This is a genomic window from Proteus sp. G2675, from assembly GCF_963886535.1.
GTDB lineage: Bacteria > Pseudomonadota > Gammaproteobacteria > Enterobacterales > Enterobacteriaceae > Proteus > Proteus mirabilis.
On sequence record NZ_CAWPCB010000035.1, the window covers coordinates 227,493 to 253,753 of the forward strand.

Sequence of the window (26,261 nt, forward strand, 5' to 3'; positions counted from 1 at the left end):
GTAATTATTCACCTAATTTCTTCAGTGTCGAATTCACAGACATAACCGAAAGATAGCGCACTTTAGCACATAGTACTTCGGTCTTAGATTCGATACTCATTTTTAATAATGCTAAGCTATCTTTACTGGCGGTATTTTCAACACTACGGTATAACGCATTAATTTCACTGATTTCCTTAAATTCATCCACCATAGATTTATACTCTGCTGGTGAAAATGTTTTTAAAGAATCAAGTTGCTTGATACATGCTGTTTGTGATGCCAGTTTTTGCTCCCCTACGTTCATCTGTTGATAATTATTATCAGCAGGTGAAGTTACCGTGGATTGCACCTGTGTTGGCACCACCTCCACAGGTTGGCTATCACCAGATAAAATGCTACATCCCGATAGTGTGAGAACAGTAACTGCCATAGACAGAGCTAAAACATTGTTTTTATTTTTCAATAAGGACATCATTTTTCCTTAATTCCGATCAGTCTAAATAAGAGCGTATGTAGTATCGCATTTTAAGCTATCTTATTATAATTTTCTATTGTCTATTGCGTACTAAGTCAATAACCTAGCGCATAAATGACAATAACGGCTCCTATCCTTTCATTTCATTATTTTTTCTTACAACATTGCATCCGTCACATTAAAATCATCATTAAATGAGTATCGGTATTTTTAATTGGAAAAATGTTGTCGTGTTAGAAGCAGTTATTTCTACACAATGAAGATAATAGCAGATAATCAGAAAAATAATAACATCTAATTTTATCATTTAATTACCTTTATAAGGTGTAAAATAATACTCTTTTAATGTGTTATAATTACTTTTATTTTGTTGCTGTTTTCTATTATCAGGATAAAATCAAAATATGAATATCAAAATAGTAATTGATATTCATTGTTATCCTTCAATATAGGAGAGTTAAGATGAGTCATTTTAACATTGGTGTTGTAGTCGGAAGCTTAAGAAAAGATTCCTATAATAAACAAACAGCAAAAGCATTAACCTCGCTATTTCCTCAAGAATTTACTTTTCAGTTCCTTGATATCGGTACTCTTCCTCTCTACAACCAAGATGATGACGACAAAACACCTGAAGCCGTTGTCGAGTTTAAGCAACAAATTAAGCAATGCCAAGGCATTATCTTCGTAACACCTGAATATAACCGCTCAATCCCTGGTGTGCTAAAAAATGCGTTAGATCAAGCCTCTCGCCCTTATGGTACTAATGCATGGGATAGTATTCCTGCTGGGATCATCGGTGTTTCAATCGGTAATATTAGTACTGCTATTGCACAACAGCACCTGCGTAATTCATTAGCATTTTTAAATATGCCAACCTTAAATCAACCAGAATGTTTTTTAAAATGGTATGATGGAATGGTAGAAAACGGTCAGTTTTCTGAAAAAACAGCAGGTTTTATGCAAAACTGGGTTAATAGCTATATTAACTTTGTAAAGCATAATCAAAAATAGCTTAAAATAGTCCTAAATAGATTTCACAGAGTGTGGTTTATAATAATTACACTCTGTCTTATTTTAAAAAGAGGGAAAGTAAAACTAACTTGCTAACCAATCAATAAAATATAATTAACTATTAATTATCAATATTTAAATAGTACCTCCTAATAATAACTAACTTTATTATAGCAAGTAGCTCATGTATAAAAATGACATTTAATAATCTATTTAAAATAGTAAATGGTATGATATTTTTAGTCTATTAGTTAGCGCAATTAAAAAACCAATCAATAAAATCATTATGTTATTCTTTCTATCTAGCTCATAAAAACTAATAAATTAGATATTACTTTAGTTACCAAAACAAGGGGAGAATAATTATTATCACTCATTTCACACATCTTGCGCCTATTAAACATATTGTGCGTTATATCTCTCAATAATCTCTTTCTATAATTGTGATATATAAAAAAATTACTTATATTAATAATCCATTAGATACTGACAGGTAAATCATGGATAACAACTTAAGAGAAATCGAATGCGAGCTCGCTGCTTTAAAAATAGTCACTAAATCTCTACTTTGTGCATTAAATGATAAGCAACGACGCGATATGTTAGGCAATATATCTTTAGTTATTGAAGATACTTCAAGCAGATATCCACATCACAATGAAGTTATAAATCTTACTGAACAATATGTGAAAAAACTTATCCAAGCATAGACTCATTATATGATTTTAATGGTTTCCCCACCAATTTAACATCATAGGATGCACAATATTGCATCCTATGCTCTTCTTTTTACTAAAATAACGTTCACTCTTTTCTATTACTTAAGTCAAATATAACCTCTTACACTCTATCTTTATCCTCCAGTGATTAAGTTAATAAAATAGATCACTTTAGATAAAGCGCATCTGTAAAAGCGTTCTTTCTGTACTAATACATTTTTTACTTGGATTTACTTAAATAATTAATATGCAAAATTATCCCATTGCTATCGTAATAGTTCCTCGGAAGAATATATGGAAAAAAAATTAGTTAACATAGAACATGAAGTTGCGGCATTAAAAGTGATTTTAAAATCACTATTACTTACATTAACAAATAAACAAAAGGAATCTGTTATATATGATATAAACAAAACCATTAGAAATGCTTATGCTGAACATCCACAATACCAAGATATAATAGAAAAAACCGAACAATACATAAAAAAGATACTCCAAAAATAGTTGTGATTTACATCACTATCAGTAAATAACTATTTATATTGTTATTCATTATTTTTAGCTTTATATCTATAAATGCTGAGTTATTTTAATATGACATCATCAATGATTGATTGAGTTATAATATATGGCTGTTATTTGCCATATTATAAAAAAACAACAACACAAAAAATTATTAAATTTATTAATAAATTACATACAGTTAGAATATAAAATCTATCAATGCAATATTTTTAGGTATTTGCTATCTATTTCTTGCTGATTTATCTATTAAATAAAATTCGCCAAATCCTAGATCACAGATAACCATATATTCAGAAAATAAAAATTTGATAGACTTCAGGTGAGTTAAGTTTGGAGCGGGCGAAGGGAATCGAACCCTCGTATAGAGCTTGGGAAGCTCTCGTTCTACCATTGAACTACGCCCGCAGTAGATTTTCTGATTATACTCCAGCAAATTTTAACGGCAATCCCCTGCCTATTTAAATGGTTATCAAATAGACAATATAGAGTGTAATCCCTTGAAATTTAGACATAAAAAAGCCATCTTGCGATGGCTTTTTTCATATGGCGTATTTATCGTGACTCGATAATTATTTTCCCGGACGCATCGCTGGGAATAAAATAACATCACGAATAGTATGACTATTGGTAAATAGCATTACCATACGGTCAATACCAATACCTAAACCTGCTGTAGGTGGTAACCCATGCTCTAATGCAGTGATATAGTCATGATCAAAGAACATGGCTTCATCGTCACCCGCTTCTTTTTGACGAACTTGTTCTTCAAAACGCTCCGCTTGATCTTGCGCATCATTAAGCTCAGAGAAACCATTACCGATTTCACGACCACCAATAAAGAACTCAAAGCGATCGGTAATAAATGGATTATCATCATTACGGCGAGCCAGTGGTGAAACTTCTGCTGGATATTCAATGATAAAAGTTGGCTGGATCAAATGACTTTCAGCTACTTCTTCAAAAATTTCACATTGAACACGACCTAAACCCCAACTCTTTTCAATCTTAATACCAATAGATTGAGCAATAGCAACGGCTTTATCCATATCATCTAGATCAGCCATATTGGTTTCTGGACGATATTTGCAAATAGCTTCTTTCATGGTCAGTTTTTCAAACGGTTTACCGAAATCAAACTCTTCATCACCATATTTAACGATAGTCGAACCTAATACATCTTGAGTTAATGTACGGAATAACTCTTCAGTCAATTCGATAAGATCACGATAATCAGCATAAGCCATATAGAGTTCCATCATTGTGAACTCAGGGTTATGACGTGGTGATACACCTTCATTACGGAAGTTACGGTTGATTTCAAAAACGCGATCAAACCCACCAACAACTAAACGCTTTAAATATAATTCAGGTGCAATACGTAGATACATATCAATATCTAGCGCGTTATGGTGAGTGATAAACGGACGTGCACTTGCTCCACCTGGGATAGTTTGCATCATCGGTGTTTCTACTTCCATAAAGCCTTTATTCACCATAAATTGGCGAATAGCAGACATGATTTTCGAGCGGATCTTAAAAGTATTACGTGAATTTTCATTAGAGATCAGGTCTAAATAACGCTGACGATAACGTGTCTCTTGGTCAGCTAGACCGTGGAATTTATCAGGTAACGGACGTAGTGCTTTAGTCAGTAAACGTAACTCAGTACAATGAATACTCAGTTCGCCTGTTTTGGTTTTAAATACACGGCCACGGCCACCTAAAATATCACCGAGATCCCATTTTTTAAACTGCTCGTTATAAACGCCTTCAGGCAGATCATCACGAGAGACATAAAGCTGGATACGGCCGCCCATGTCTTGCAATGTAGCGAAAGATGCTTTCCCCATAATACGGCGAGTCATCATACGACCTGCAATAGCAACTTCCACATTAGCAGCATCTAACTCTTCTGCACTCATTGCATCATATTTTTGATGTAATTCGTCAGACATGGCATCTCTGCGGAAATCATTTGGGAATGCGTTACCATTATCACGTAAAGCTGATAATTTTTCGCGGCGAGTTTGCAGTTCGTTATTTAAATCAGGTGCCTGCTCCGCACCTTGTTGCTGTTGCGACATGTTTTTCCTCACAGGCCCGCTTTTAAGCTAGCTTCAATAAATTTATCGAGATCACCATCTAACACTGCTTGTGTATTACGCGTTTCCACACCAGTGCGTAAATCTTTAATTCGTGAATCATCTAGAACATAAGAGCGGATTTGGCTACCCCAGCCAATATCTGACTTATTATCTTCCATCACTTGCTTATCTGCATTTTTCTTTTGCATTTCCAGTTCATACAACTTCGCTTTCATCTGTTTCATTGCCTGATCTTTGTTCTTATGTTGAGAGCGATCATTTTGGCATTGTGTGACAAGCCCTGTAGGAACGTGGGTAATACGTACCGCAGATTCTGTTTTATTAACGTGCTGACCACCAGCGCCTGATGCGCGGTAAACGTCGATACGCAGATCGGCTGGGTTGATTTCAATATCAATATTGTCATCAACTTCAGGGTAAACAAAAGCAGAGCTAAATGAAGTATGGCGACGTCCGCCGGAGTCAAATGGACTTTTACGCACTAAACGGTGAACCCCGGTTTCTGTACGTAGCCAACCATAGGCATATTCTCCTATGATTTTGATTGTTGCTGATTTTAAACCTGCAACATCACCGTCAGACTCTTCAATAATTTCTGTTTTAAAGCCTCTAGATTCAGCCCAACGTAAGTACATACGCATTAGCATACTTGCCCAATCTTGTGCTTCTGTACCGCCAGAGCCTGCTTGTAAATCAAGATAGCAATCAGCACTGTCATATTCACCAGAGAACATACGACGGAACTCTAATTGCTCAAGCTTTTTGTTTAATCCTTCTAACTCAGCAACTGCTTCGTTAAATGTTTCTTCATCATCGGCTTCAACAGCAAGGTCAAGTAAACCAGAAACATCTTCTAGTCCTTGTTCGAGTTGGTCGATTGTTTCTACAATAGCTTCAAGAGATGAGCGTTCTTTTCCTAACGCCTGCGCCTTTTCAGGCTCATTCCACACATCAGGTTGCTCTAATTCTGCGTTGACTTCTTCTAAACGCTCTTTCTTGGCATCATAGTCAAAGATACCCCCTGAGGACTTGAGTCCGCTCAGCGACTTCTTCAATTTGGTGTTTTACTGGATTGATTTCAAACATACTTTTTCGTCTTAACGTTGTTTTTAAAAACAATTGGAATAAATTTTGAACCGCATATTGTAACGGATCTCAGCGCGGGTTTATAGCATTTATATACAATTGTCTATCGGATTATTGTGCTCATAACAGCGCGCTGCCCAATACAACCATAAAATGACTTATCTATCGCGATTAGCAAGGCCAAATATGCTCCACCAGCAGTTGTGCATTGCGCTGTCCTCTAAATTCATTGACGTCTAATCGGTAAGCAAGCTCAACCGTTTTAATACTGTTATCCGGCCATATATTAACATCAACATTAAATGCAATAGCATCAATCATTACATGGCTATTTATCGGTTGAAGCATCATTTTTAAATGTTTGCTTCCCACAATACGTTGCTGTAGTAAGGTGAATTTGCCATCGAAAAGTGGCTCAGGAAAGGCTTGTCCCCAAGGCCCTGCTTCTCTTAACATTTCCGCAATAGGTAAAGATAACTGACTGTCGCTTAACTCGCCGTCTGTTAAAATCACGCCTTGTAATTGTTCAGCAGAAACTAATTCCGCCATAAGTGCCGAAAAGTGACGCTGAAAAAGTGGAAATTTATCTTCTTCCAGAGATAGTCCGGCCGCCATCGCATGGCCACCAAACTTCACCATTAATCCCGGATTTAACGTATTCAAACGTTCTAATGCATCTCGCAAGTGTACACCATGAATAGAGCGTCCTGAGCCTTTTAGTAAACCATCACCGCTTGGGGCAAAAGCAATCACTGGGCGATGTAGTTTTTCTTTAATTCGTGAAGCGAGAATGCCAACCACACCTTGATGCCACTGTGGATGATAAATAGCTAATCCATTCGGTAAGTCATCTTGGGTAGTAATAAATTGGCGAAAAATTGTCGATGCTTCTTCTTGCATTCCCGCTTCTATTTCACGACGAGTCTGATTTAATCCATCCAGTTCATTGGCAATTTCACGGGCGACACCAATATCATTAGTTAACAGTAAAGCAACGCCAACAGACATATCATCAAGACGCCCTGCCGCATTAAGTCTTGGCCCTAATGCAAAACCTAAGTCACTGCTGACTAATTGTGATAACGTTTTACGTGAAACTTCCGTCAAGGCTTTGATCCCTGCACAGCAACGTCCTGCACGAATACGGCGTAATCCCTCATAAACAAAAATACGATTATTTTCATCAAGAGGAACCACATCAGCAACCGTGCCTAATGCGACTAAATCAAGGTAATCGGCCATATTGGGGCGAGCTAATCCCTGTGCTGTAAACCAACCTTGTTTTTCTAATTCAGCTCTTAATGCGGTCATTAAATAGAAAGTGACACCGACACCCGCTAATGATTTCGACAAAAAGGCACAATCCGCTAAATTAGGATTGATAATTGCATCAGCTTGAGGAAGGGAGTGCCCCGGCAAATGGTGATCAGTAACCAATACACGGATACCATATTCATGAGCAACATCAACACCTTCAAAAGAGGAGATCCCATTATCAACCGTAATAATCAGATCTACGCCTTTCTTTGCCACATCATGAACCACTTGAGGACTAAGTCCATAACCATCATCAAAACGATTAGGAATATGGTAACTTACTTGCTGAAATCCCATTTGCCGTAACGCTTTAATAGCAAGAGCTGTACTGGTTGCACCGTCGGCATCAAAATCCCCTACAATAACGATCCGCGATTGCAGCTTTAATGCCTCAACTAATAAAGAGATAGCAACATCAATACCGTTTAAATCTTGATAATGCAATAAGCCCTTTAACGAGCGCTCGAGCTGAGTTTCAGAGGTAATACCTCGATTGGCATAAATTTGCCGTAATAAGGGATCGAGGCTTTCTGGCAATGCTGTTGCTTTCGCCACACGCCGACGTAATGTCGGTTCAATAGTAACCATAAAACGCTATCACTTCTCTTTTTTATTTAATAATTCAAGTAGATTAGTCGCCGATATATATCCGCCATAAATACTCGCATCAGGTAATACAATCGCAGGCGTACCTTGAATGCCCATCATAGTGCCAAGTTTAAAGTGCTCATTGATATTAATTTTTTTACAGTCATCAATCGCAATAATTTTGTCACCTTTAAACGCACTATCGAGTGATTTTTTAGGAAAACCGCTACACCATACGGCATTCATCTGTTGACTGACCACATTATTTTTCACCCCGTTACGAGGAAATGCCAAATAACGTACCGTGACACCTTGTTTATTTAGCTCTGGTACTTCTTGATGCAATTTTTGGCAATAAGGGCAACTAATATCGGTAAAAACCGTGATCACATATTTTTCATTAGCAGCCTTATAAACAATCATTTCATTTTTCAGTGAATCAATTTTTTTCATGATCACTTGATTAGCGATACTGACAGGCTCCTCACCATTAATATTATAAATCGGCCCTGCTGTAAGGTATTTCCCATCATCAGTAATATAAAAAATGCCTTTATCAGAAAGCACTGCATTTAAACCCACTATCGGTGTCGGTTGAATGCTCTCTGCTTTTATCTGCATTTTTGCCAGTTGCGCTTTAATAGCAGCGTTATCTGCAAACACTGGCATTGACACCATACTGAATAAAATGGGTAACCAGAGTAATTTCTTTTTCATTTGAATTCCTATTTAACACCAGCCATTCGGCGGTTATCCCCTTGGGTGATGTTGCTGATGAAGCACTTTTAAGCGCTCTGTAGCAACATGGGTATAAATCTGTGTTGTAGAGAGGTCACTGTGCCCCAATAACATCTGTACAACACGCAAGTCTGCTCCATGATTTAATAGATGTGTTGCAAAGGCGTGGCGTAACACATGGGGTGATAATTTCTCTGAATCAATTCCGGCGATCACCGCGTAATGTTTTATACGATGCCAAAATGTTTGTCGCGTCATTTTTTGGCCTCTTAAGCTTGGAAACACAATATCATCGGTTTTCCCTTGCATAAGGGCTGGTCTACCATATTGCAGATATTGTTCTAACCAGTAAATAGCTTCTTCACCTAAAGGAACTAATCGTTCTTTATCGCCCTTACCTATCACACGTAACACCCCTTGCCGTAAGCTAATATCAGATAAAGACAATCCTACTAGCTCAGAAACCCGTAATCCACAGGCATAAAGAACCTCAAGCATCGCTTTGTCGCGTAATTCTATTGGCTCATCAATACAAGGAGCACTAAGTAAATTTTCTACTTGCTGTTCACTTAAGTCTTTGGGTAAACGTTTGGGTAATTTAGGTGTAGAAAGCAAAGCGCTGGGATCATCTTGGCGTAATTTCTCACGATAAAGATATTGGAAAAACCGACGTAAGGTACTTAACAGTCGTGCCGCACTGGTTGCTTTATAGCCCTCATCCAAACGAGTGGCAAGAAAAGCGTGTAAATCTAACGTCGTCACCGATAACCAATTGAGTTTTTGTGTGACCAGCCACTGGCTTAACGCCTGCAAATCTAAACGATAAGCGCTGAGTGTATTCGCAGATAACCCTTGCTCTAGCCAAATACTATCGAGAAATTGTTCTATGATAACGTCATTATCTTCTTGGTTATTATCTGTTGTCGTTTGTGTCGATAACTTGGTCTGGGTCACGGGTTTACTCTCTCTTCTTTACGTTGTTACTTGTACATTATGCCTCATAGAAAAAGTTTTCTGGTACAATAGTGACCTTTATTAGCAAAAATATCCTAAAAATCTTTATGAAAATTGGTCTATTTTACGGTTCCAGCACCTGTTATACCGAAATGGCGGCAGAGAAAATTCGTGACATTCTCGGTGAAGAGTTTATTGATCTTCATAATGTTCAAGAGTGCGATATTACTCTGATGCAAGAGTATGACATTCTTATTTTAGGTATTCCAACCTGGGACTTTGGTGAGATCCAAGAAGATTGGCTCGCAATTTGGGAAACGCTACCAACATTAGATCTCAAAGATAAACTCGTTGCTATGTATGGAATGGGGGATCAAATTGATTATGGTGAATGGTTTTTAGATGCATTAGGTATGCTCTACCACCATTTACTGCCAAGTGGTGTTAAATTTATCGGTTTTTGGCCTATTGAAGGGTATGAATTTACCAGTCCTAAACCACTTACTGATGATGGTAAACATTTTGTCGGGCTCGCATTAGATGAGGTGAATCAATTTGAAGAAAGTGATGAACGTTTATCACAGTGGTGTATGCAAATTTTACGAGAAATAGAAGAAAACTTGTAAATCGCAATCAATCTATTGCTTCAGGTTATCTACCGCAAGGTAACACTTTTAACCTTAGTCAATCAGTAAGCATTCTAACGGTTTATATACATACCCAGAATTAAATATCTGGGTATTGCATCAGCAGTTGTGAAAAATTTCGCCACTCATTTTCCGGCATACTATCAAAAGCAACCCATAGCGTGATTTGCTTATTATTTAAGATAGAATCTAACGTTATTTTTGCACCAAATCGGCTGATCCACGGTTTTTTTGCAATCTGCCATTCATGATATTTCCATTGAATACGATTGCCATTAAGCAGCACTAAATCCCCTTTCCTTTTATTGATATTTTTTTGGCTAAAATACCAACCTAATATAAGTAAAAGTAACAAAGGAACCCAGATATAAATAAAGCCAGGTGGCCAAGGATATAACAGCAATGCTATTTCAAAAATAACGTAAACACTAGTTGAAAATAACTGTGTAAACCAAGAAACTGTTAAATGTGATTTCCATAAAGTCACGAGTGATATTAGCTCCTGCTTTAATATCTTATTATTACAACAAGATATCGTCGTCGTTTTTTAATAGCATAACTGATTTTTGTAAAAAAAGGAGAATATAAAAAATAAAATGACGATCCTCTATTTTTTCTTTGAAATGCCACGCAAAATTATTGTCACTAAGATTTAATATTACCTCATTAAAATTTTCTATTCTTCGTTTTTTACTTACTAAAACGCCCTTATTCATTTAATGAATAAGGGCGTGATACTTAGTACTTCAGGCTTTATTTAATGCACTTGGTTTTATATTCTATTTTTATTAGTACTAATACTTATTAACAATTTCAGCCATACGAATTCTATTACGCTCTTGAATTAACTTTACCATGTAATAAAGATCTTCATCATCAGGGCGGCCGTGGTTCATCAACCAATTAAATAAATCAGGATCAGCACATTCAAGTAAACGAACAAAGAGCCTTTTGTCGTCATCAGTGAGTGTGTCGTACTCGTTTTCGAAAAAAGGCATGATAGAAATATCTAGTTCACGCATTCCACGGCGACATGCCCAATTTATTCGTGCTTTATTTTCTATATCGATAGTCATATTCTGCTCTTTAATATGTTCACTTCAAGAAATACCACTATTTCTTCCTGCCTTGATGATAGTCTTATCGCACCCTTTTTAACATCAAAATGATCACAATTTGTCGCTTTCGTCCAATAGCAACGCTTTGAAGCATCAATAAATTGTTATGCACAAAATTCTTTCTGTGCGCTGAAAATAATAATGACTTGCATTGTCTTGTGACTCTTTTACCATAAACAGTGTATCGGATTAACTACATAGCGGGTGATGTCATGACTCAAAATTCTACTCAGACAAAACGCCCTCATGCCGCAATCAATTTACCACTCACCTTGATCTCTTTAGATGATTGGTCATTGATAACTGCAACAGGGGCTGATAGTGAAAAATACTTACAAGGCCAACTAACAGCGGATATTGCCGCATTACCGACTACAGAGCACACTTTAGCCGCTCATTGTGAAGCTAAAGGGAAAATGTGGAGTACATTGCGCATTTTCCATCAACAAGCAGGATTTGCTTATATATTGCGGAAAAATGTTGCTGAAAAACAACTTACTGAGCTTAAAAAATACGCCGTATTTTCAAAAGTGACTTTTACTGAAAATACAGATGCGGTGTTATTAGGACTTGCGGGGCAAGGCGCGGCACAAGCCTTAGCGGAATTCTTCCCTGAGATCCCCCGTAAAGCCAATGAAGTGGTTAATCACCAAAATAGCTACTTACTGCAACTCCCGTTACCTACAGAGCGCTTTTTAATTGTTACAGATGAAGAGACTGCCAAAAAACTAGCCACGACATTGCCCGCAGAAACCAGTGATAGTGACCAGTGGTTAGCCCTTGATATCGAGGCGGGTTATCCCATTATTGATACCCCTAATATCGAACAATTCTTACCACAAGCGACTAACTTACAAGCATTACCATTAAGTATTTGCTTTAAAAAAGGTTGCTATACAGGTCAAGAAATGGTGTCTCGTGCCAAATTCAGAGGCGCAAATAAACGTGCTATGTATCTGTTATCAGGTGGCGCAGCACAATTGCCGGACATTGGCGATAGCGTTGAGTGGCAATTAGGTGAAGATAAATGGCGCAAAACGGGCACGGTATTAAGTGCGGTTCGTATGGCCGATAACACGATTATCGCCGAAGTGGTGATGAATAATGATATGGATGCTGACAGCGTATTTCGTGTCCAAGGTGATACCACCAGCCGCTTAACGATTAAACCTTTGCCTTACTCTTTAGAAGATGAGTGATAGCACTTCCATATGAACGGATTTTTATGACACAACAAACTAATGGGGCTTTTGGCCCCTTTTCAGATACCATCAATTTTATTATTGAACTCGATAAACTCAAACGCGTTTACCGCAAAAATAATGTATTAGACAATAGCCGTGCTGAAAATACCGCTGAGCATAGTTGGCACTTTGCTGTTGCAGCAATGAGTTTTCAACCTTATGCCGGTGATATTGATATAGGTAGAGCGATCCAGCTAGCTTTAGTGCATGATATTGTCGAAATCGATGCTGGTGATGTGATGGTTTATGATGTTGCCGCTCGTGAAGCGATTAAAGAGCAAGAGCAAAAAGCAGCCAGACGTATTTTTTCGTTGTTACCTGCACCACAAAGTGAATATTTTCTTAATCTCTGGCTTGAATATGATGCAGCACAAACCCCTGAGTCACAATTTGCCAATATTTTAGATCGCGCAATGCCAATGTTAATGAATCTACATAACGAAGGGCAAAGCTGGGTTGAAAATAATATCCGTTTAGAACAAGTGATTGCACGAAATCTATTTATCGAAAAACAGTGGCCAGAATTTTGGCAATACCTCTATCCTCAATTACTAGAGGCTCAGAAAAAAGGCTGGTTAAAATAATTTTTTGCTGTTCATTTGATACTGACCAAAAAAATACCGAAGGTAGATTTTGAATTTACCCTCGGTATTTTATTTAGTAATAGCGCTAAATTAACCTTTACTCATAATCACTTATTGGCGCACAAGAACAATGCAAATGACGATCACCATAAACATCATCAAGGCGTTTTACTGCCGGCCAATATTTATTGCGTTTCGTTGCTTCACTTGGGAATACCGCACATTCACGGCTATAGCTATGTGACCATTCTTGCACTAATTCATACTGTGTATGTGGTGCATTCACTAGCGGATTATCATCAATCGGCCATACCCCGTCATCGACTTGTGCAATTTCAGCACGAATCGAGAGTAACGCATCAATAAAGCGGTCAATTTCAACTTTGCTTTCAGATTCTGTTGGCTCAATCATTAATGTCCCCGCAACAGGGAATGACATGGTTGGCGCATGGAAGCCGTAATCAATTAGACGCTTCGCCACATCCATTTCACTGATACCATAGTTAGCTTTGAGTGGACGAATATCAATAATACATTCATGGGCAACATAACCTTCCGCCCCAGAATAGAGGATGTCATAGTCATCTTTTAAGCGTTGAGCAATATAGTTAGCATTTAAAATCGCTACTTGGCTCGCTTGTTTAAGCCCTTCTGAGCCCATCATACGGATGTACATCCAGCTAATAGGTAATATTGAGGCACTACCAAATTGTGCTGCTGACACGGCACCTTGGGTCGTAACACCGTCCATTTCCACGACACTATGTCCAGGTACAAATGGCGCTAAATGTGCTTTTACGCCAATAGGTCCCATACCTGGGCCACCACCGCCATGGGGGATACAGAAAGTTTTATGTAAGTTTAAGTGTGATACATCAGAGCCGATAAAGCCTGGCGTCGTGATCCCCACTTGCGCATTCATATTGGCGCCATCAAGATAAACCTGTCCGCCATATTGATGAATGATCTCACAAACTTCACGTATACCCTCTTCATAAACACCGTGAGTTGAAGGATAAGTCACCATCACACAAGAAAGCTCAGCTTGGTGCTTCTCTGCTTTCGCTTTTAAGTCTGCAATGTCGATATTACCATTTTCATCACACCCCACGACAACCACCGTCATACCCGCCATATGGGCTGATGCAGGGTTTGTACCATGGGCTGAGCTTGGAATTAAACAGATATGGCGATTTCCTTCTCCTCGACTTTGATGGTAACGACGAATAGCTAACAATCCAGCATACTCCCCTTGCGCCCCTGAGTTAGGTTGCATACACATCGCATCATAACCCGTTATGGCAGCCAACCAATTAGATAGCTGCTCAATCATTATCTGGTAGCCTTGCGCTTGATAAGGTGGGCAGAATGGGTGCATTTCGGTAAATTCAGGCCATGTGATCGGCAGCATTTCAGCCGCAGCATTAAGCTTCATAGTACATGAGCCTAACGGGATCATTGCTTGGTTAAGCGCTAAATCTTTATTTTCTAAACGATGCATATAGCGCATCATTTCAGTTTCACTGTGATAAAGATGGAAGTTTTCATGGGTTAACACCGCATCTTTACGCAACATTGCCGTTGGAATTGAGGTCGATGAAGAGGCTACCAATGCATCTAATGTATCAATGTCATCAGAGAAAGCTTTACCACTGATAATCTCAATCAATCTGACAACATCTTCGCGAGTCGTCACTTCACTTAAAGTGACACCTACTGCGCCAACAATATCGGTTCGTAAGTTAATTTCAGCATCTTTAGCACGTTGTAATACACCCGCTTTATCCGCTGTTTCAACGGTTAAAGTATCAAACCATGTCTGATGGCGTAATGTCATGCCATTTTGAATTAAACCCGCGGCTAAAATATCCGTTAAGCGATGAATACGCTGAGCAATATTTTTTAGACCTTCAGGCCCATGATATACCGCATACATGGCAGCAATATTGGCCAGTAATACCTGTGAAGTACAAATATTCGAGTTAGCTTTTTCACGGCGAATATGCTGTTCACGAGTTTGCATTGCCATACGTAACGCTCTGTTACCTGCAGCATCACGCGAGACACCGATAATACGTCCTGGCATGGCTCGTTTATATTCATCTCGACAGGCAAAGAAAGCAGCATGTGGACCACCATATCCCATTGGCACCCCAAAGCGTTGGGCTGAGCCTAATACAATATCCGCTCCTTGTTGCCCTGGAGCCGTTAATAACACCAGTGCCATTAGATCAGCCGCTACACTGGTAATAATTTTTCGCGTTTTTAGTTCACTAATGAGCTGACTATAATCATGAATTTCACCGGTTGTGCCGACTTGCTGTAATAGCACACCAAAGACACCTTCTAGCTCTAACACTTTTTCAGCTTTATCGACAATCACTTCAAAACCAAAGGTGTTAGCTCGGGTTTTTACTACGTCTAGTGTTTGGGGATGAATATCATCAGCGACAAAAAAACGCTCCGCATTTTTTAGTTTACTAACACGTTTTGCCATTGCCATAGCTTCAGCGGCAGCAGTAGCTTCATCTAATAGCGAAGCAGAGGCTAAATCCATGCCGGTATAATCAATGGTTACTTGTTGAAAGTTAAGTAATGATTCAAGACGCCCTTGAGAAACTTCTGGCTGATAAGGAGTATAAGCGGTATACCAACCTGGATTTTCTAGCAAATTACGTAAAATAACAGGAGGCAATACCGAAGGCGCATATCCCATACCGATATAAGAGGTAAAACGTTTATTTTTACGGGCTATCGCTTTTAGTTCTGCTAATGCCTCTTGTTCAGTAGCCCCCCCTCCGACATTAGGCGGCGTTGCTAATTGGATATTATCGGGAACAATCTTTTGTGTTAATTCATTTAATGAGGAGATGCCAACAACATCAAGCATCTCTTTAATCTGTTCTGGCGATGAGCCAATATGGCGACGAATAAATTCATCACGATATTCTAATTGAGTTAAAGTTTGTGTCATTGCGGGTAATTCCTGAATTCACAATAAATGGATAAGCTGTTTTTACTGATTTGAAAATAGGCTGATAAATAAAAACGCCCCGACTTTTTAATGACGAGGCGTTTATTTTTACTCTTCGTTTTCAACTAACTCTTGGTAGCCAGCCGCATCAAGGAGATCGTTTAATTCGCTTTCATCTTTTGCTTTTATGCGAAATAACCATCCATCCCCATAAGGATCACTATTAACCAGCTCTGGTGAACCATCCAACTCCTCATTTACTGCAATAATTTCGCCAGATAATGGGGCATAAATATCTGATGCAGCTTTTACTGATTCAGCCACAGCACAATCATCCCCAAGATCAACTTCACTGCCTACATCAGGAAGATCAACAAACACCATATCACCTAACAACTCTTGAGCATGTTCAGTGATGCCGATAGTGTATTCGCCATTGCCTTCAGAACGGATCCACTCATGAGATTGCGCATATTTTAATTCACTAGGTATTTGACTCATTGACCGTACTCTCCATTTAAAATAATAATGCTTTATACCAATGCTTTACCTGAACGAACAAAACCAGGTTTTACCACCTCTACCGGTATTTCACGATTACGCAATAAAACAATTGCGCTATCTTTAATACCTGCGGGTACTCTGGCTAATGCAATACTAAAGCCCAATGTCGGTGAAAATGTGCCACTAGTAATAACGCCTTCTCTTAATTCACCTAAATCATCGGTAAAGTGCACGGCACTACCTGCACGTAACACCCCTTTTTCTCGCATCACCAGACCAACCAGTTTATCTGTGCCTGTTGCGCGTAATTTTTCTAATGCTTCTCTACCAATAAATTGACGATCTTCGGGTAACCAGGCAATCGTCCATCCCATATTAGCCTCAAGAGGATTAATAGTTTCATCCATCTCTTGACCATAAAGATCCATACCCGCTTCTAAACGTAAAGTGTCTCGAGCACCTAACCCTGCGGGCTTAACCCCCACTGCTAATAACTTTTGCCAATAATCAACGGCTTGCTCTTTTGGCATGGCGATTTCATAACCTGCTTCACCGGTATAACCTGTCGTCGCGACGAAGAGATCATCAAGTTGTACGCCATAGAAAGGCTTCATCGCTGCCACTATTTGGCGATGCGATTCACTTAATAAACGCTGTACTTTTTCTTGTGCGTGAGGGCCTTGTACTGCAATTAATGCTAAATCATCACGTACTTGAATATCGACGACATAATCTTTGGCATGCTCAGTGATCCACGCTAAATCTTTTTCGCGGGTTGCGGAGTTAACCACCAGACGATAGAAAGTCTCATCAAAGTAGTAAACAATCAGATCGTCAATCACACCACCGGACGCATTTAGCATACCAGTATAAAGTGCTTTGCCTTTTTCGGTGAGTTTAGCGACATCATTCGCTAATAGATAACGTAGAAAGTCTTTAACTTGCGGGCCATGTAAATCAACAATCGTCATGTGAGATACATCAAACATACCTGCATCTTGACGCACATTATGGTGTTCATCAATTTGAGAGCCATAATGCAGTGGCATCATCCAACCATGAAAATCAACCATACGAGCACCACAGGCGACGTGCTCATCATATAACGGAGTCTGTTTTGCCATTCTTCCCTCTTTCTATTTTTAGTTTAGATGATCCAGAGAACGCAATTTGTTAAATATAAAATTAAACTTGATTAAAAATCAGCGTGTTAATTACAAGCTTAAGTTTATTTTTAAACATTATTTTAACAAATGTGAGCAATTAACGTACAACGCAAACGATACCTTTACTTTGAACTTATCACTAAGAGAAAAAATAAACCATAAGTTAAAATAGGGTATTACCTCTACCAATCATAATGTAGAGAAATAAGTATGCAGAATGAATGATTGTAATTATGCGTATCAGCCCTCATTTTTAGTGAATAATGACTAAAAAAAGGGGAGCAATACAAAGAATAGACTGAAAAAATAGCTATTTTTAGTGTTATTTTTCCAGTCTGTTATAAAGAAAAGTAATGTGAAATGGCTGTTGAATTAGATTTTTTCAGCTGAAACAGAATTTTTATGCTTTAGCCATTCTGGTAAATCAGAAAGTCCCATCGCCTGTTCAAGTAACTTTGGTTTTACTCCTGGTAAACTATCTGCTAACGAAAGACCGATATCACGCACCCACTTTTTAATAGGGTTATTACCTTCAAATAATTCGCGGAACCCTTGCATAGTCGCTAACATGACCGCAGCGGCATGTTTACGGCGGCGCTCAAAACGTCTTAAATAGAGATACTCACCAAAATCTTTACCTTCTGCTTTTAAACGACGGATTTCACCAATTAATTCAGCAACATCCATAAAGCCAAGGTTAACCCCTTGTCCAGCTAAAGGATGGATGGTATGCGCGGCATCACCTAATAACGCTAACCGTGGAGCAGCAAATTGACGTGCATAGCGACCCGTTAATGGAATTGTCATACGTTCACTGACTAATTCACACTGGCCTAAGCACATATCAAAAGTAACACCTAGCGTACGTTCAAATCGCGTTTTATCTGCACTCTTATAATCTTCAGCCAATGAGCTAGGTAGCGACCACACAATAGAACAAGTATGAGGATCTGCAAGAGGTAAAAAGGCTAAAATCCCCTCACCATGAAACACTTGGCGCGCCACATTATCATGGGGTTGTTCTGTGCGTATGGTTGCGACTAAAGCGTGATGTTCATAATCCCAAAAAGTCAGTGGAATATCAGCATTTTTACGCAACCAAGAATTCGCACCATCGGCGCCAACAACCAGCCTAGCGGTTAACATTTCGCCGTCATTTAAACTGATAAAGGCTTCATTTTCTCCCCACACAATGCGTTCAATTTGAGCAGGGGAATAACAGGTAATATCACTATGACTGGTGACCTTTTGCCACAGCACTTCACGAATAAGATGATTTTCAATAATAGTGCCAAGATGAGATAACCCTTCTTGTTGCGCTGAAAACGCAATACGTCCAAAACTATCTTGATCCCATACTTCCATACCTTGATAAGGAGCTGTACGTAATGCCGTTAAGTTTTCCCATACCCCCAATTTCTTGAGTAATAACTCACTGGCAGTATTAATCGCAGATACCCGTAATGCAAAATCATCTTGCGGATGGAAATGCGTGGTTACTGGGTGATTTTCTATTATCGCTATACGTAATCCACAGCCATGTAATCCGCAGGCTAATGCAAGCCCGACCATTCCACCACCAGCAATAACAACATCAAATGATTTCATAATAAAAGTATCCTAAAAAGCAATTATGCTCAGTTTGTCCAACCTAATGTTTGGTGTGCTAATTTGTTACGAAGTGCAGGCACTAATTCCATCGTCATTAAGCCTAGATTACGGGAGATAATTAACGGCATACAACGATTCGCAAACACTTTCACTAAGCCATCAGTGATCGTGATAGTACTTTCTCTATCCTGTTCGCGAAGCTGTTGATATTGTGATAATACGCGATAACTGCCGATATCAAGACCTGATTGTATGGCCGAGGTTAATGTATTGGCTAATGTCATTACATCGCGTAAACCAAGATTAAAACCTTGCCCTGCAATAGGGTGCAAGGTTTGAGATGCATTACCTATCAATGCTAAACGATGGCTGATCATTTGCTGTGCTTTTTGCAAAACTAATGGATAGCAATGACGCTGTCCTACTTGTTCAATCTTACCCAAACGCCAGCCAAAATCCCGTTGTAACTGTGCAATGGTTGTTTGATCATCCCATTGTGAAACTTGCTCTAATTTTTCAATAGGATGGCACCACACCAATGAACTACGCCCTTCGCTCATGGGTAACATTGCTAATGGACCAAATTGTGTAAATCGCTCAAATGCACAACCTTTGGGATCAATCTCTGTTTTTACATTGGCGATCACCGCAACTTGATGATAAGGCGTTTTCTGCCATTGAATATGACATTGATGACCAATGGGTGAATGTGTACCATCTGCGGCAACCAGTAAATCACCGCTAAGTTGCGTACCATCATCAAGTGTCACTTCAACGTTATCGAGATGGCGCTGAACATGCTCCACTTTAGCGGGACAATATAGCGTAATATTGGGTTGTTTTTTCAACTGTGCAAACAGTTGACGCCCCGCATCATGTAATTCAATAACATAACCGAGTGCGTCAATATCGTAGTCCTGTGCATTTATGTTCACAAAACCGCAATGGCCTCTATCAGAAACATGAACGTGATTAATAGGTGTCACAAAGGGTTTTAAGACCGACCATAATCCGATTTGTGCTAATCGCTTTGCTGTGCCATGCGCTAAAGCGATCGCTCTAGCATCGAATCCGGGATGCCCATTATCTGGCTCTCGCGCTTCAATAAGCGAAATGGGAATATTACCCTTATTTAATGCAGAAAGTGCTAGTGCTAACGTTGCACCCGCCATTCCGCCACCCACAATAATCACATTCATGCTGATTTTAGCCTTAAATTTTTCCTGCCATCAGAGCTTCAATTTCATCAGGATCTTTAACAACCATAGCCGTTAAATTTTCATTACCTGTTTCAGTAATAACAATGTCATCTTCAATGCGAATACCAATACCACGATACTCTTGTGGTACATCTGCATCTGGCGCAATGTAAAGTCCTGGTTCAATAGTCAACACCATACCCGGCTCTAAGATACGATCGCGATCGGTGCCATAGTGTCCAACATCATGAACATCAAGACCTAACCAGTGACTTAAGCTATGCATAAAGAAGCGCTGATAGGCTTTTGTCTCAATGAGGTGTTCGATATCACCGTGCATAATGCCGAGCTTAACTAAGCCTTCCACCATGATATACACGACATGTTTAGTGACTTCTTTGATGCTTGTACCCGGTTTATACAATTCGAGGGATACATTGAGTGATTTTAAAACAATCTCGTAAATTTCACGTTGTTGACGGCTAAATTTACCATTAACAGGGAAAGTTCGCGTAATATCACCCGCATAACCTTCATATTCACAGCCTGCATCAATAAGGACTAAATCCCCATCACGCATTTTAGTTTCATTTTCAGTATAATGTAAGATACAACCGTTCTCACCACTACCGACAATACTGTTATAGGAAGGGAAACGCGCACCATGAGAGATAAACTCATGTTCAATTTCCCCTTGTAATTGATACTCATACATACCTGGCTGACATTTTTGCATTGCGCGAGTATGGGCTAACGCAGAAATTTTTCCGGCTTTGCGCAGTAATTCAATTTCAGCATCAGATTTAAATAACCGCAGTTCGTGCACTATTGGGCGCCAATCAATAAGCGTTTGTGGCGCTTTTAAATTACGGCGAGAGCCTTTTCTTAAGGTATCCAGAGCATTAAAGACGATTTCATCGGCAAACGCATATTCACCTTGGGCATGATAAACAATATCCAATCCATTGAGTAATTGATAAAGTTGCTCACCTACATCTTCGTAAGGTAGCGCTTTATCAACACCTAATTTTTCAGGGGCAGCTTCTTGCCCAAGACGACGACCAAACCAGATTTCCGCGGTTAAATCTCTAACCCGATTAAACAGTACGCTATGATTATGTGTTTCATCACTTTTAATCAACACAAGGATAGCTTCTGGCTCACTAAATCCGGTGAGATACAAGAAGTCACTATGTTGGCGATAGGGATATTCACTATCAGCATTGCGTTGTGCTTCTGGCGCAGCAAAAAAGATAGCTGCACTTGCTGGTTTCATCTGAGCTAATAATGCCTGACGACGGGATAAAAATTCTTGCTTATTCATACCCACTCCTATCCTTTATTGATCTTTTGGTTATCTAATTAATAAGGCAATTATTAATGTAATGTCCGTTGTTCATCTTGTTTATCATTTTCTGTTGTTGTCTCTTTTGAGGCGACAAAAGTGATATAGCACAGCTGAACAGAGACTTTGACATATTCTGTAACTTCTTCGAGTGCATCTTCAAGCTCTTGTTGATTTTCATCTTCTTCATAGCCTAATGCACCAATATTACGCAAATCAGTGATAACTTCCGTCAACTCTTTATGCTCAGATAACTTAGGTTGTGCAACACCTAATCCTAATAGAAAATGATTAACCCACCCTGCAAGGGCATCAGCTCGAGGAAAAACAGATTCTGCATCGTCAGGTAACAGCATAGAAAAATTAAATACGCTGTCATCAAGTTGCTCATGAGTGACGTGATAAAGTGATTCAAGGGGTTCTGATAACGATTTAGGGAACGCTAAGCCCTCATTAGTCAGTTCATGTAACAAAGTTTTCCAACTATTGTCATGTACTGCTCCACAAATAAACCCAGTAATTAGGCCATGCATCTCTGCGGCAGTTAAAGGCACGGCATGTTGTTGTAATAATGAATCAATTGCTGAGTAATCTGGTAATGTGTTTTGTATTGACATAAGAATAAACGTCGCATTTAGGGGAATAGTTCAAGATATGCTACCATCAATAGAACGCACTGTACCAGTTAAGCTATGTTAAACATTGGAATTTTTGCAGTAATAGCGTTTAATACTGCCTTATAACCGTATACACTACTAAACACGTAGCACAGATTTTATGTCAGGAAGGAATCATGTCCGCACAACCCGTTGATCTTCAAATTTTTGGGCGCTCATTACGTGTCAATTGCCCACCAGAACAAAAAGATGCTTTACTGGCTTCTGCTGCTGAACTTGAACAACGATTACAAGATCTCAAAGAACGCAGTGGTGTTTCCAATACTGAGCACTTAATTTTTATCGTGGCATTAAATATGAGTCATGAGTTGGCAGAAGAAAAGTTAAAAACGAGAGACTATGCCTACAATATGGAAGAGAAAATAAAAATGCTACAACAATCTATTGAACAAGCTTTACACGATCAAGGCAAGCACCATGATCGCACTTTTTCAACATCAAAGTAGATTTGTTCAGAAAGCATGCGCACACCACGAAATTAACAGATAATAGGTTGCTTTCTACAATTAAAATAATACAATAGTTCATAGATAAGGTGCTTAACAGCACCCACCTAATTTCTCTGAGATGTTCGTCAGTGGGTAAGTCCCCTGAGCCGATATTTCAAAAAAAATAGAATGTGGTGATCTATTACTTGTGAGCATACCTGATTCGTTCAGGCAGCCTAATGGTGATAGCACTATGTTCACCTTGGACCACGGGTTCAAGGGTTACAGCCTACAACGGCATCTTGGAGACCCCAATTCAAGTTCTAAACACTGAGTACTGATTAAGTATTTAATGTTTAGAGCTTTTTTTATTTCTTTTGCCCCTATCTTTCTTGGCTTTTCTCTTTTTTACCTCTAAAGTGTAATAAATTCATAGAAGTGATATATTTTTATTCATACTAATTCCTTGCTGATGGATTAATCATGACACAACCCCCTGTTTTCCAGCAAAGAGATCAGATACGTAAAGCTATCCGCCAAAAACGCCGTCAACTTACTGTGGCACAGCAGCAAGATGCTGCACATAAACTCTCTGAACGGATACTCCATCATCCCAAAGTCAAGCAAGCTAAAACAATTGCCTTATTTCTCTCTTTTGACGGCGAGATTGATACTACTCCCCTAATCACTCATTTATGGGATTTAAATAAACAGGTTTGTCTGCCCGTATTACACCCTTTTCGTCGCCATCATTTACTTTTTTTACGTTACGCTCCCACCACGCAGTTAGTGAAAAATCGTTTTAATATTTTTGAACCTCCACTCAATGTGAATAACATTATTCCAATATCTGATATTGATATTATCTTTACGCCACTGGTTGCCTTCGATGAAAGCGGTCAACGACTCGGTATGGGCGGAGGTTTTTATGATAGAACATTAGAAAATTGGCAACGGCAGTCATTTTATCCTATGGGACTTGCTCATACATGCCAACAAGTTCATTCGTTACCGAGCGCAGATTGGGATATACCGTTACCTGAAATTATTACACCTGATAAAGTATGGCGTTTTAATGAACAACTGATACAGAGAAATTAAGACGAGCTTTTAACGCTATCTTTGTTTTTTTATATTATTATCTTATTTTATAAGGTTAAATCTCTATTTTTAACCACATTGTATTTAATATGAAAAATAGAGAAAGTACGAAATTTATAAAAAGCATTAATATCATTCTTAATCTTTCGGGAAAACAATTAGATAATACAAAACCAAACATTAATAAATACGATGATACTATCGCATCATTAGAAAAAAAACATGCTTTTAAACTAAAGAAAAAAAACATTCATTATATTTTTAAAAAACAATTACACTACCCTATGATTTTTTTAGATCGTTCTAAAAATATATTTATTCTTTTAAAATATAACAATAATGAATTTCTAATTTATAATCTACAAACTGACAATATGGAGACATGGAATAAAGAGAGATTAATAAATAACAGTATAAATCACTATTACTATCTGGACTTTGCAGAAAAGCATTTTTTTGATATCACTTGGTTTGTCCCAACCTTTATGAAATATCGTATATTATTTCAAAGTGTATTATTTTACTCGTTAATTCTTCAACTGCTAGCACTTGCCTCCCCGATTATTACGCAAATAATTATGGATAAGGTAATTATCCATCAAGCCCTATCCACGCTTGATGTGTTAATAATAGGTCTTATTTTTGTCGCCGTTTCAGAATCTGTATTAAAGGGGATAAGAGAGTATATTTATCATCATACAGCAAATAAAATTGATATGTTGCTAAGTTTGAAATTAACTAATCATTTATTCAAACTTCCTATCAGTTATTTTAAATCTCGCCAAACAGGTATTATTGTTACACGAGTAAAAGAGCTTGATATCATTCGAGAGTTTATAACAAAAACCTTATTAATGTTATTGGTTGATTTCTCATTTATCTTTATTTTCCTATTTGTTATGGCTTATTTGTCATTAAAGTTAACATTAATCTTTCTTGCCACCATCCCACTCTATTTTATCTTAGCTAAATTAATTGCCCCTAAAATAGAAAAAACCGTACAACAGCTTTATCAATATTCAGCAACAAATAGTGCTTTTTTAACAGAAACCCTAGGAGGTATAGAAACAATAAAAAGCCTTTCATTAGAACCACGTTTTACACAACAGTGGCATACGCAAATTCATCAACTGACTAATGAAAATTTAAAATTACAAAATATTGATAACTTATCGCAATACATTGTTTCATTTTTACAAAAAATAACGACAGCGATACTTTTATGTCTAGGTGCTTTTGAAGTCATTTCACTTGCAATGACAATAGGTCAACTCATTGCTTTTAATATGCTATTAAACCACTGTCTACAACCTTTAAGTTCTGCAATAGAAGTTTGGGGAAAGTATATCCGAGCCAAAACGGCTATTTATAATTTACAAGACATTCTTAATCTCCCAATAGAGCAAGAAAAAGCCAATAAGAAAATGACCTTACAAGGTGAAGTGAGTTTTGAGAATGTCAGTTTTAGTTATCAACATGATGCCCCCCCTGTTGTAAGGCAAATTTCATTTAGAATAAATAAATATGAAACTATTGGTATCGTCGGGACGTCTGGATCAGGGAAAAGTACATTAGCGCGCATCATCGCAGGGCTTTATATCCCACAATTAGGTCAAGTTAAGCTTGATGGCATTCCGGTTTGTGAAATTCCCCCCGCAGTATTACGTCAACAAATAGGGTTTGTCTTACAAGAGAATTTTTTATTTCATTTAACCGTGCTCGACAATATCCGTTTAACGCAACCATCAGCCTCATTAGATGAGGTTATTCATGTAGCTAAATTAGCAGGTGCTCATGAGTTTATTTTAAAACTTCCTTTAGGGTACGACACACTCATTGCTGAAAATGGCAGATCTTTATCTGGGGGACAATGCCAACGTATTGCAATTGCTAGAGCCTTACTCTCATCCCCTAAAATTTTAATTTTTGATGAAGCTACCAGCGCATTGGATGGTGAGTCTCAAGCCATCATCGAAAAAAATCTTCCCCTTATTACCCAAGATAAGACCGTCATTATGATTGCTCATCGCCTTTCCACAATAAAAAACTGTGACCGCATTATTGTATTAGAAAAAGGCCAGATAATTGAAGAAGGCAAACATAATGAATTGATTAGAAAAGATGGCGCTTATAAGAAACTTTGGCAACATCAACAAGGATAAC

At 38.3% G+C, this 26,261-nt stretch carries 24 protein-coding genes, 1 tRNA gene and 1 other RNA gene; 10 read left to right on the forward strand and 16 right to left on the reverse strand.

Annotated elements, in window-relative coordinates:
• Window positions 1–4: 4 nt before the first annotated feature.
• The gene (locus tag AACQ49_RS10280; protein ID WP_004244003.1) at window positions 5–457 is read right to left on the reverse strand and encodes a hypothetical protein; all 453 of its coding nucleotides are present in this window, start codon (window positions 455–457) and stop codon (window positions 5–7) included.
• 462 nt (window positions 458–919) lie between these two features.
• Here AACQ49_RS10280 and AACQ49_RS10285 point away from each other — a divergent pair, with 462 nt between their 5' ends.
• From AACQ49_RS10285 to AACQ49_RS10295, 3 genes are all read left to right on the forward strand, one after another.
• Window positions 920–1,468: an NADPH-dependent FMN reductase gene (locus AACQ49_RS10285; protein ID WP_004244004.1), complete on the forward strand. Its 549-nt coding sequence runs from the start codon at window positions 920–922 to the stop codon at window positions 1,466–1,468.
• A gap of 500 nt (window positions 1,469–1,968) precedes the next feature.
• Window positions 1,969–2,178 (forward strand): hypothetical protein, encoded by a 210-nt coding sequence (locus tag AACQ49_RS10290; protein WP_004244005.1) that lies wholly within the window; start codon window positions 1,969–1,971, stop codon window positions 2,176–2,178.
• 303 nt (window positions 2,179–2,481) lie between these two features.
• Window positions 2,482–2,691 carry a sigma-S stabilization anti-adapter protein IraP gene (locus tag AACQ49_RS10295; RefSeq protein WP_004244007.1) on the forward strand — a complete coding sequence of 70 codons (210 nt, stop codon included), beginning with the start codon at window positions 2,482–2,484 and terminating at the stop codon, window positions 2,689–2,691.
• A 352-nt stretch (window positions 2,692–3,043) separates the two neighbouring features.
• On the opposite strand, the gene AACQ49_RS10300 is transcribed toward AACQ49_RS10295, so the two are convergent.
• The 6 genes from AACQ49_RS10300 to xerD all read right to left on the reverse strand — a co-directional run bounded on the left by AACQ49_RS10300 (window position 3,044) and on the right by xerD (window position 9,500).
• A tRNA-Gly gene (locus tag AACQ49_RS10300) sits at window positions 3,044–3,117 on the reverse strand.
• A gap of 164 nt (window positions 3,118–3,281) precedes the next feature.
• Window positions 3,282–4,796: a lysine--tRNA ligase gene (lysS, locus tag AACQ49_RS10305; RefSeq protein WP_004244024.1), complete on the reverse strand. Its 1,515-nt coding sequence runs from the start codon at window positions 4,794–4,796 to the stop codon at window positions 3,282–3,284.
• Window positions 4,797–4,804: 8 nt separating this feature from the next.
• Window positions 4,805–5,903 (reverse strand): peptide chain release factor 2 gene (gene prfB, locus AACQ49_RS10310; protein ID WP_096043105.1). Its coding sequence is split into 2 segments (ribosomal slippage): window positions 4,805–5,827 and window positions 5,829–5,903, totalling 1,098 coding nucleotides; the frame shifts between segments, so codons are not numbered across the junction.
• A 171-nt stretch (window positions 5,904–6,074) separates the two neighbouring features.
• Complete coding sequence (recJ, locus tag AACQ49_RS10315) at window positions 6,075–7,808, reverse strand: single-stranded-DNA-specific exonuclease RecJ (RefSeq protein WP_004244029.1); 1,734 nt, start codon at window positions 7,806–7,808, stop codon at window positions 6,075–6,077.
• Window positions 7,809–7,817: 9 nt separating this feature from the next.
• Window positions 7,818–8,525 carry a bifunctional protein-disulfide isomerase/oxidoreductase DsbC gene (gene dsbC, locus AACQ49_RS10320; RefSeq protein WP_004244030.1) on the reverse strand — a complete coding sequence of 236 codons (708 nt, stop codon included), beginning with the start codon at window positions 8,523–8,525 and terminating at the stop codon, window positions 7,818–7,820.
• Between the two features lie 33 nt (window positions 8,526–8,558).
• Window positions 8,559–9,500 carry a site-specific tyrosine recombinase XerD gene (gene xerD, locus AACQ49_RS10325; RefSeq protein ID WP_004244032.1) on the reverse strand — a complete coding sequence of 314 codons (942 nt, stop codon included), beginning with the start codon at window positions 9,498–9,500 and terminating at the stop codon, window positions 8,559–8,561.
• Between the two features lie 107 nt (window positions 9,501–9,607).
• Between xerD and fldB the strand changes: the two genes are divergently transcribed.
• The gene (fldB, locus tag AACQ49_RS10330) at window positions 9,608–10,126 is read left to right on the forward strand and encodes a flavodoxin FldB (RefSeq protein WP_004244033.1); all 519 of its coding nucleotides are present in this window, start codon (window positions 9,608–9,610) and stop codon (window positions 10,124–10,126) included.
• Window positions 10,127–10,226: 100 nt separating this feature from the next.
• On the opposite strand, the gene AACQ49_RS10335 is transcribed toward fldB, so the two are convergent.
• Together AACQ49_RS10335 and sdhE are read right to left on the reverse strand one after the other, a co-directional pair.
• Complete coding sequence (locus AACQ49_RS10335; RefSeq protein ID WP_124725097.1) at window positions 10,227–10,634, reverse strand: protein YgfX; 408 nt, start codon at window positions 10,632–10,634, stop codon at window positions 10,227–10,229.
• 307 nt (window positions 10,635–10,941) lie between these two features.
• Entirely contained in the window at window positions 10,942–11,223 is a 282-nt protein-coding gene (sdhE, locus tag AACQ49_RS10340; protein WP_020945997.1) for an FAD assembly factor SdhE, read from the reverse strand.
• Window positions 11,224–11,477: 254 nt separating this feature from the next.
• Here sdhE and ygfZ point away from each other — a divergent pair, with 254 nt between their 5' ends.
• Window positions 11,478–12,464, forward strand: coding sequence for a tRNA-modifying protein YgfZ (ygfZ, locus tag AACQ49_RS10345; RefSeq protein WP_161779034.1), 987 nt, complete (start codon window positions 11,478–11,480; stop codon window positions 12,462–12,464).
• Window positions 12,465–12,490: 26 nt separating this feature from the next.
• Window positions 12,491–13,093: an HD domain-containing protein gene (locus AACQ49_RS10350; protein WP_004248526.1), complete on the forward strand. Its 603-nt coding sequence runs from the start codon at window positions 12,491–12,493 to the stop codon at window positions 13,091–13,093.
• A gap of 97 nt (window positions 13,094–13,190) precedes the next feature.
• Here AACQ49_RS10350 and gcvP read toward each other — a convergent pair whose 3' ends face one another.
• The 7 genes from gcvP to AACQ49_RS10385 all read right to left on the reverse strand — a co-directional run bounded on the left by gcvP (window position 13,191) and on the right by AACQ49_RS10385 (window position 22,509).
• Entirely contained in the window at window positions 13,191–16,067 is a 2,877-nt protein-coding gene (gcvP, locus tag AACQ49_RS10355; protein WP_004248527.1) for an aminomethyl-transferring glycine dehydrogenase, read from the reverse strand.
• A 108-nt stretch (window positions 16,068–16,175) separates the two neighbouring features.
• Complete coding sequence (gene gcvH / locus AACQ49_RS10360) at window positions 16,176–16,568, reverse strand: glycine cleavage system protein GcvH (RefSeq protein WP_004248528.1); 393 nt, start codon at window positions 16,566–16,568, stop codon at window positions 16,176–16,178.
• A 32-nt stretch (window positions 16,569–16,600) separates the two neighbouring features.
• Window positions 16,601–17,695 (reverse strand): glycine cleavage system aminomethyltransferase GcvT, encoded by a 1,095-nt coding sequence (gene gcvT / locus AACQ49_RS10365; protein ID WP_004244043.1) that lies wholly within the window; start codon window positions 17,693–17,695, stop codon window positions 16,601–16,603.
• Window positions 17,696–18,109: 414 nt separating this feature from the next.
• Window positions 18,110–19,345: an FAD-dependent 2-octaprenylphenol hydroxylase gene (gene ubiI, locus AACQ49_RS10370; RefSeq protein ID WP_004248529.1), complete on the reverse strand. Its 1,236-nt coding sequence runs from the start codon at window positions 19,343–19,345 to the stop codon at window positions 18,110–18,112.
• Between the two features lie 29 nt (window positions 19,346–19,374).
• A complete protein-coding gene (gene ubiH / locus AACQ49_RS10375; RefSeq protein ID WP_161779035.1) occupies window positions 19,375–20,547 on the reverse strand; it encodes a 2-octaprenyl-6-methoxyphenyl hydroxylase in 1,173 nt (390 codons plus the stop codon).
• Window positions 20,548–20,560: 13 nt separating this feature from the next.
• Window positions 20,561–21,871: a Xaa-Pro aminopeptidase gene (pepP, locus tag AACQ49_RS10380; protein ID WP_004244046.1), complete on the reverse strand. Its 1,311-nt coding sequence runs from the start codon at window positions 21,869–21,871 to the stop codon at window positions 20,561–20,563.
• A 53-nt stretch (window positions 21,872–21,924) separates the two neighbouring features.
• Window positions 21,925–22,509: a YecA/YgfB family protein gene (locus AACQ49_RS10385; RefSeq protein WP_004244047.1), complete on the reverse strand. Its 585-nt coding sequence runs from the start codon at window positions 22,507–22,509 to the stop codon at window positions 21,925–21,927.
• Between the two features lie 176 nt (window positions 22,510–22,685).
• Between AACQ49_RS10385 and zapA the strand changes: the two genes are divergently transcribed.
• From zapA to AACQ49_RS10405, 4 genes are all read left to right on the forward strand, one after another.
• Entirely contained in the window at window positions 22,686–23,015 is a 330-nt protein-coding gene (zapA, locus tag AACQ49_RS10390; protein ID WP_004244048.1) for a cell division protein ZapA, read from the forward strand.
• Window positions 23,016–23,125: 110 nt separating this feature from the next.
• A non-coding RNA gene (gene ssrS, locus AACQ49_RS10395) (6S RNA) lies at window positions 23,126–23,310 on the forward strand.
• A 170-nt stretch (window positions 23,311–23,480) separates the two neighbouring features.
• On the forward strand, window positions 23,481–24,098 hold the full coding sequence (locus AACQ49_RS10400; RefSeq protein ID WP_161779036.1) for a 5-formyltetrahydrofolate cyclo-ligase: 618 nt from the start codon (window positions 23,481–23,483) through the stop codon (window positions 24,096–24,098).
• 89 nt (window positions 24,099–24,187) lie between these two features.
• A complete protein-coding gene (locus AACQ49_RS10405; protein WP_036895454.1) occupies window positions 24,188–26,260 on the forward strand; it encodes a peptidase domain-containing ABC transporter in 2,073 nt (690 codons plus the stop codon).
• Window position 26,261: the final 1 nt, after the last annotated feature.

Coding starts and splice junctions, on each gene's coding strand:
- dsbC (WP_004244030.1), bottom strand. CDS start 8,525: ATGAAAAAGAAATTACTCTGGTTACCCATTTTATTCAGTATGGTGTCA.
- AACQ49_RS10285 (WP_004244004.1), top strand. CDS start 920: ATGAGTCATTTTAACATTGGTGTTGTAGTCGGAAGCTTAAGAAAAGAT.
- zapA (WP_004244048.1), top strand. CDS start 22,686: ATGTCCGCACAACCCGTTGATCTTCAAATTTTTGGGCGCTCATTACGT.
- ubiH (WP_161779035.1), bottom strand. CDS start 20,547: ATGAATGTGATTATTGTGGGTGGCGGAATGGCGGGTGCAACGTTAGCA.
- fldB (WP_004244033.1), top strand. CDS start 9,608: ATGAAAATTGGTCTATTTTACGGTTCCAGCACCTGTTATACCGAAATG.
- AACQ49_RS10295 (WP_004244007.1), top strand. CDS start 2,482: ATGGAAAAAAAATTAGTTAACATAGAACATGAAGTTGCGGCATTAAAA.
- gcvP (WP_004248527.1), bottom strand. CDS start 16,067: ATGACACAAACTTTAACTCAATTAGAATATCGTGATGAATTTATTCGT.
- AACQ49_RS10385 (WP_004244047.1), bottom strand. CDS start 22,509: ATGTCAATACAAAACACATTACCAGATTACTCAGCAATTGATTCATTA.
- pepP (WP_004244046.1), bottom strand. CDS start 21,871: ATGAATAAGCAAGAATTTTTATCCCGTCGTCAGGCATTATTAGCTCAG.
- AACQ49_RS10350 (WP_004248526.1), top strand. CDS start 12,491: ATGACACAACAAACTAATGGGGCTTTTGGCCCCTTTTCAGATACCATC.
- recJ (WP_004244029.1), bottom strand. CDS start 7,808: ATGGTTACTATTGAACCGACATTACGTCGGCGTGTGGCGAAAGCAACA.
- ygfZ (WP_161779034.1), top strand. CDS start 11,478: ATGACTCAAAATTCTACTCAGACAAAACGCCCTCATGCCGCAATCAAT.
- lysS (WP_004244024.1), bottom strand. CDS start 4,796: ATGTCGCAACAGCAACAAGGTGCGGAGCAGGCACCTGATTTAAATAAC.
- sdhE (WP_020945997.1), bottom strand. CDS start 11,223: ATGACTATCGATATAGAAAATAAAGCACGAATAAATTGGGCATGTCGC.
- gcvH (WP_004248528.1), bottom strand. CDS start 16,568: ATGAGTCAAATACCTAGTGAATTAAAATATGCGCAATCTCATGAGTGG.
- gcvT (WP_004244043.1), bottom strand. CDS start 17,695: ATGGCAAAACAGACTCCGTTATATGATGAGCACGTCGCCTGTGGTGCT.
- AACQ49_RS10290 (WP_004244005.1), top strand. CDS start 1,969: ATGGATAACAACTTAAGAGAAATCGAATGCGAGCTCGCTGCTTTAAAA.
- AACQ49_RS10280 (WP_004244003.1), bottom strand. CDS start 457: ATGATGTCCTTATTGAAAAATAAAAACAATGTTTTAGCTCTGTCTATG.
- ubiI (WP_004248529.1), bottom strand. CDS start 19,345: ATGAAATCATTTGATGTTGTTATTGCTGGTGGTGGAATGGTCGGGCTT.
- AACQ49_RS10405 (WP_036895454.1), top strand. CDS start 24,188: ATGAAAAATAGAGAAAGTACGAAATTTATAAAAAGCATTAATATCATT.
- AACQ49_RS10400 (WP_161779036.1), top strand. CDS start 23,481: ATGACACAACCCCCTGTTTTCCAGCAAAGAGATCAGATACGTAAAGCT.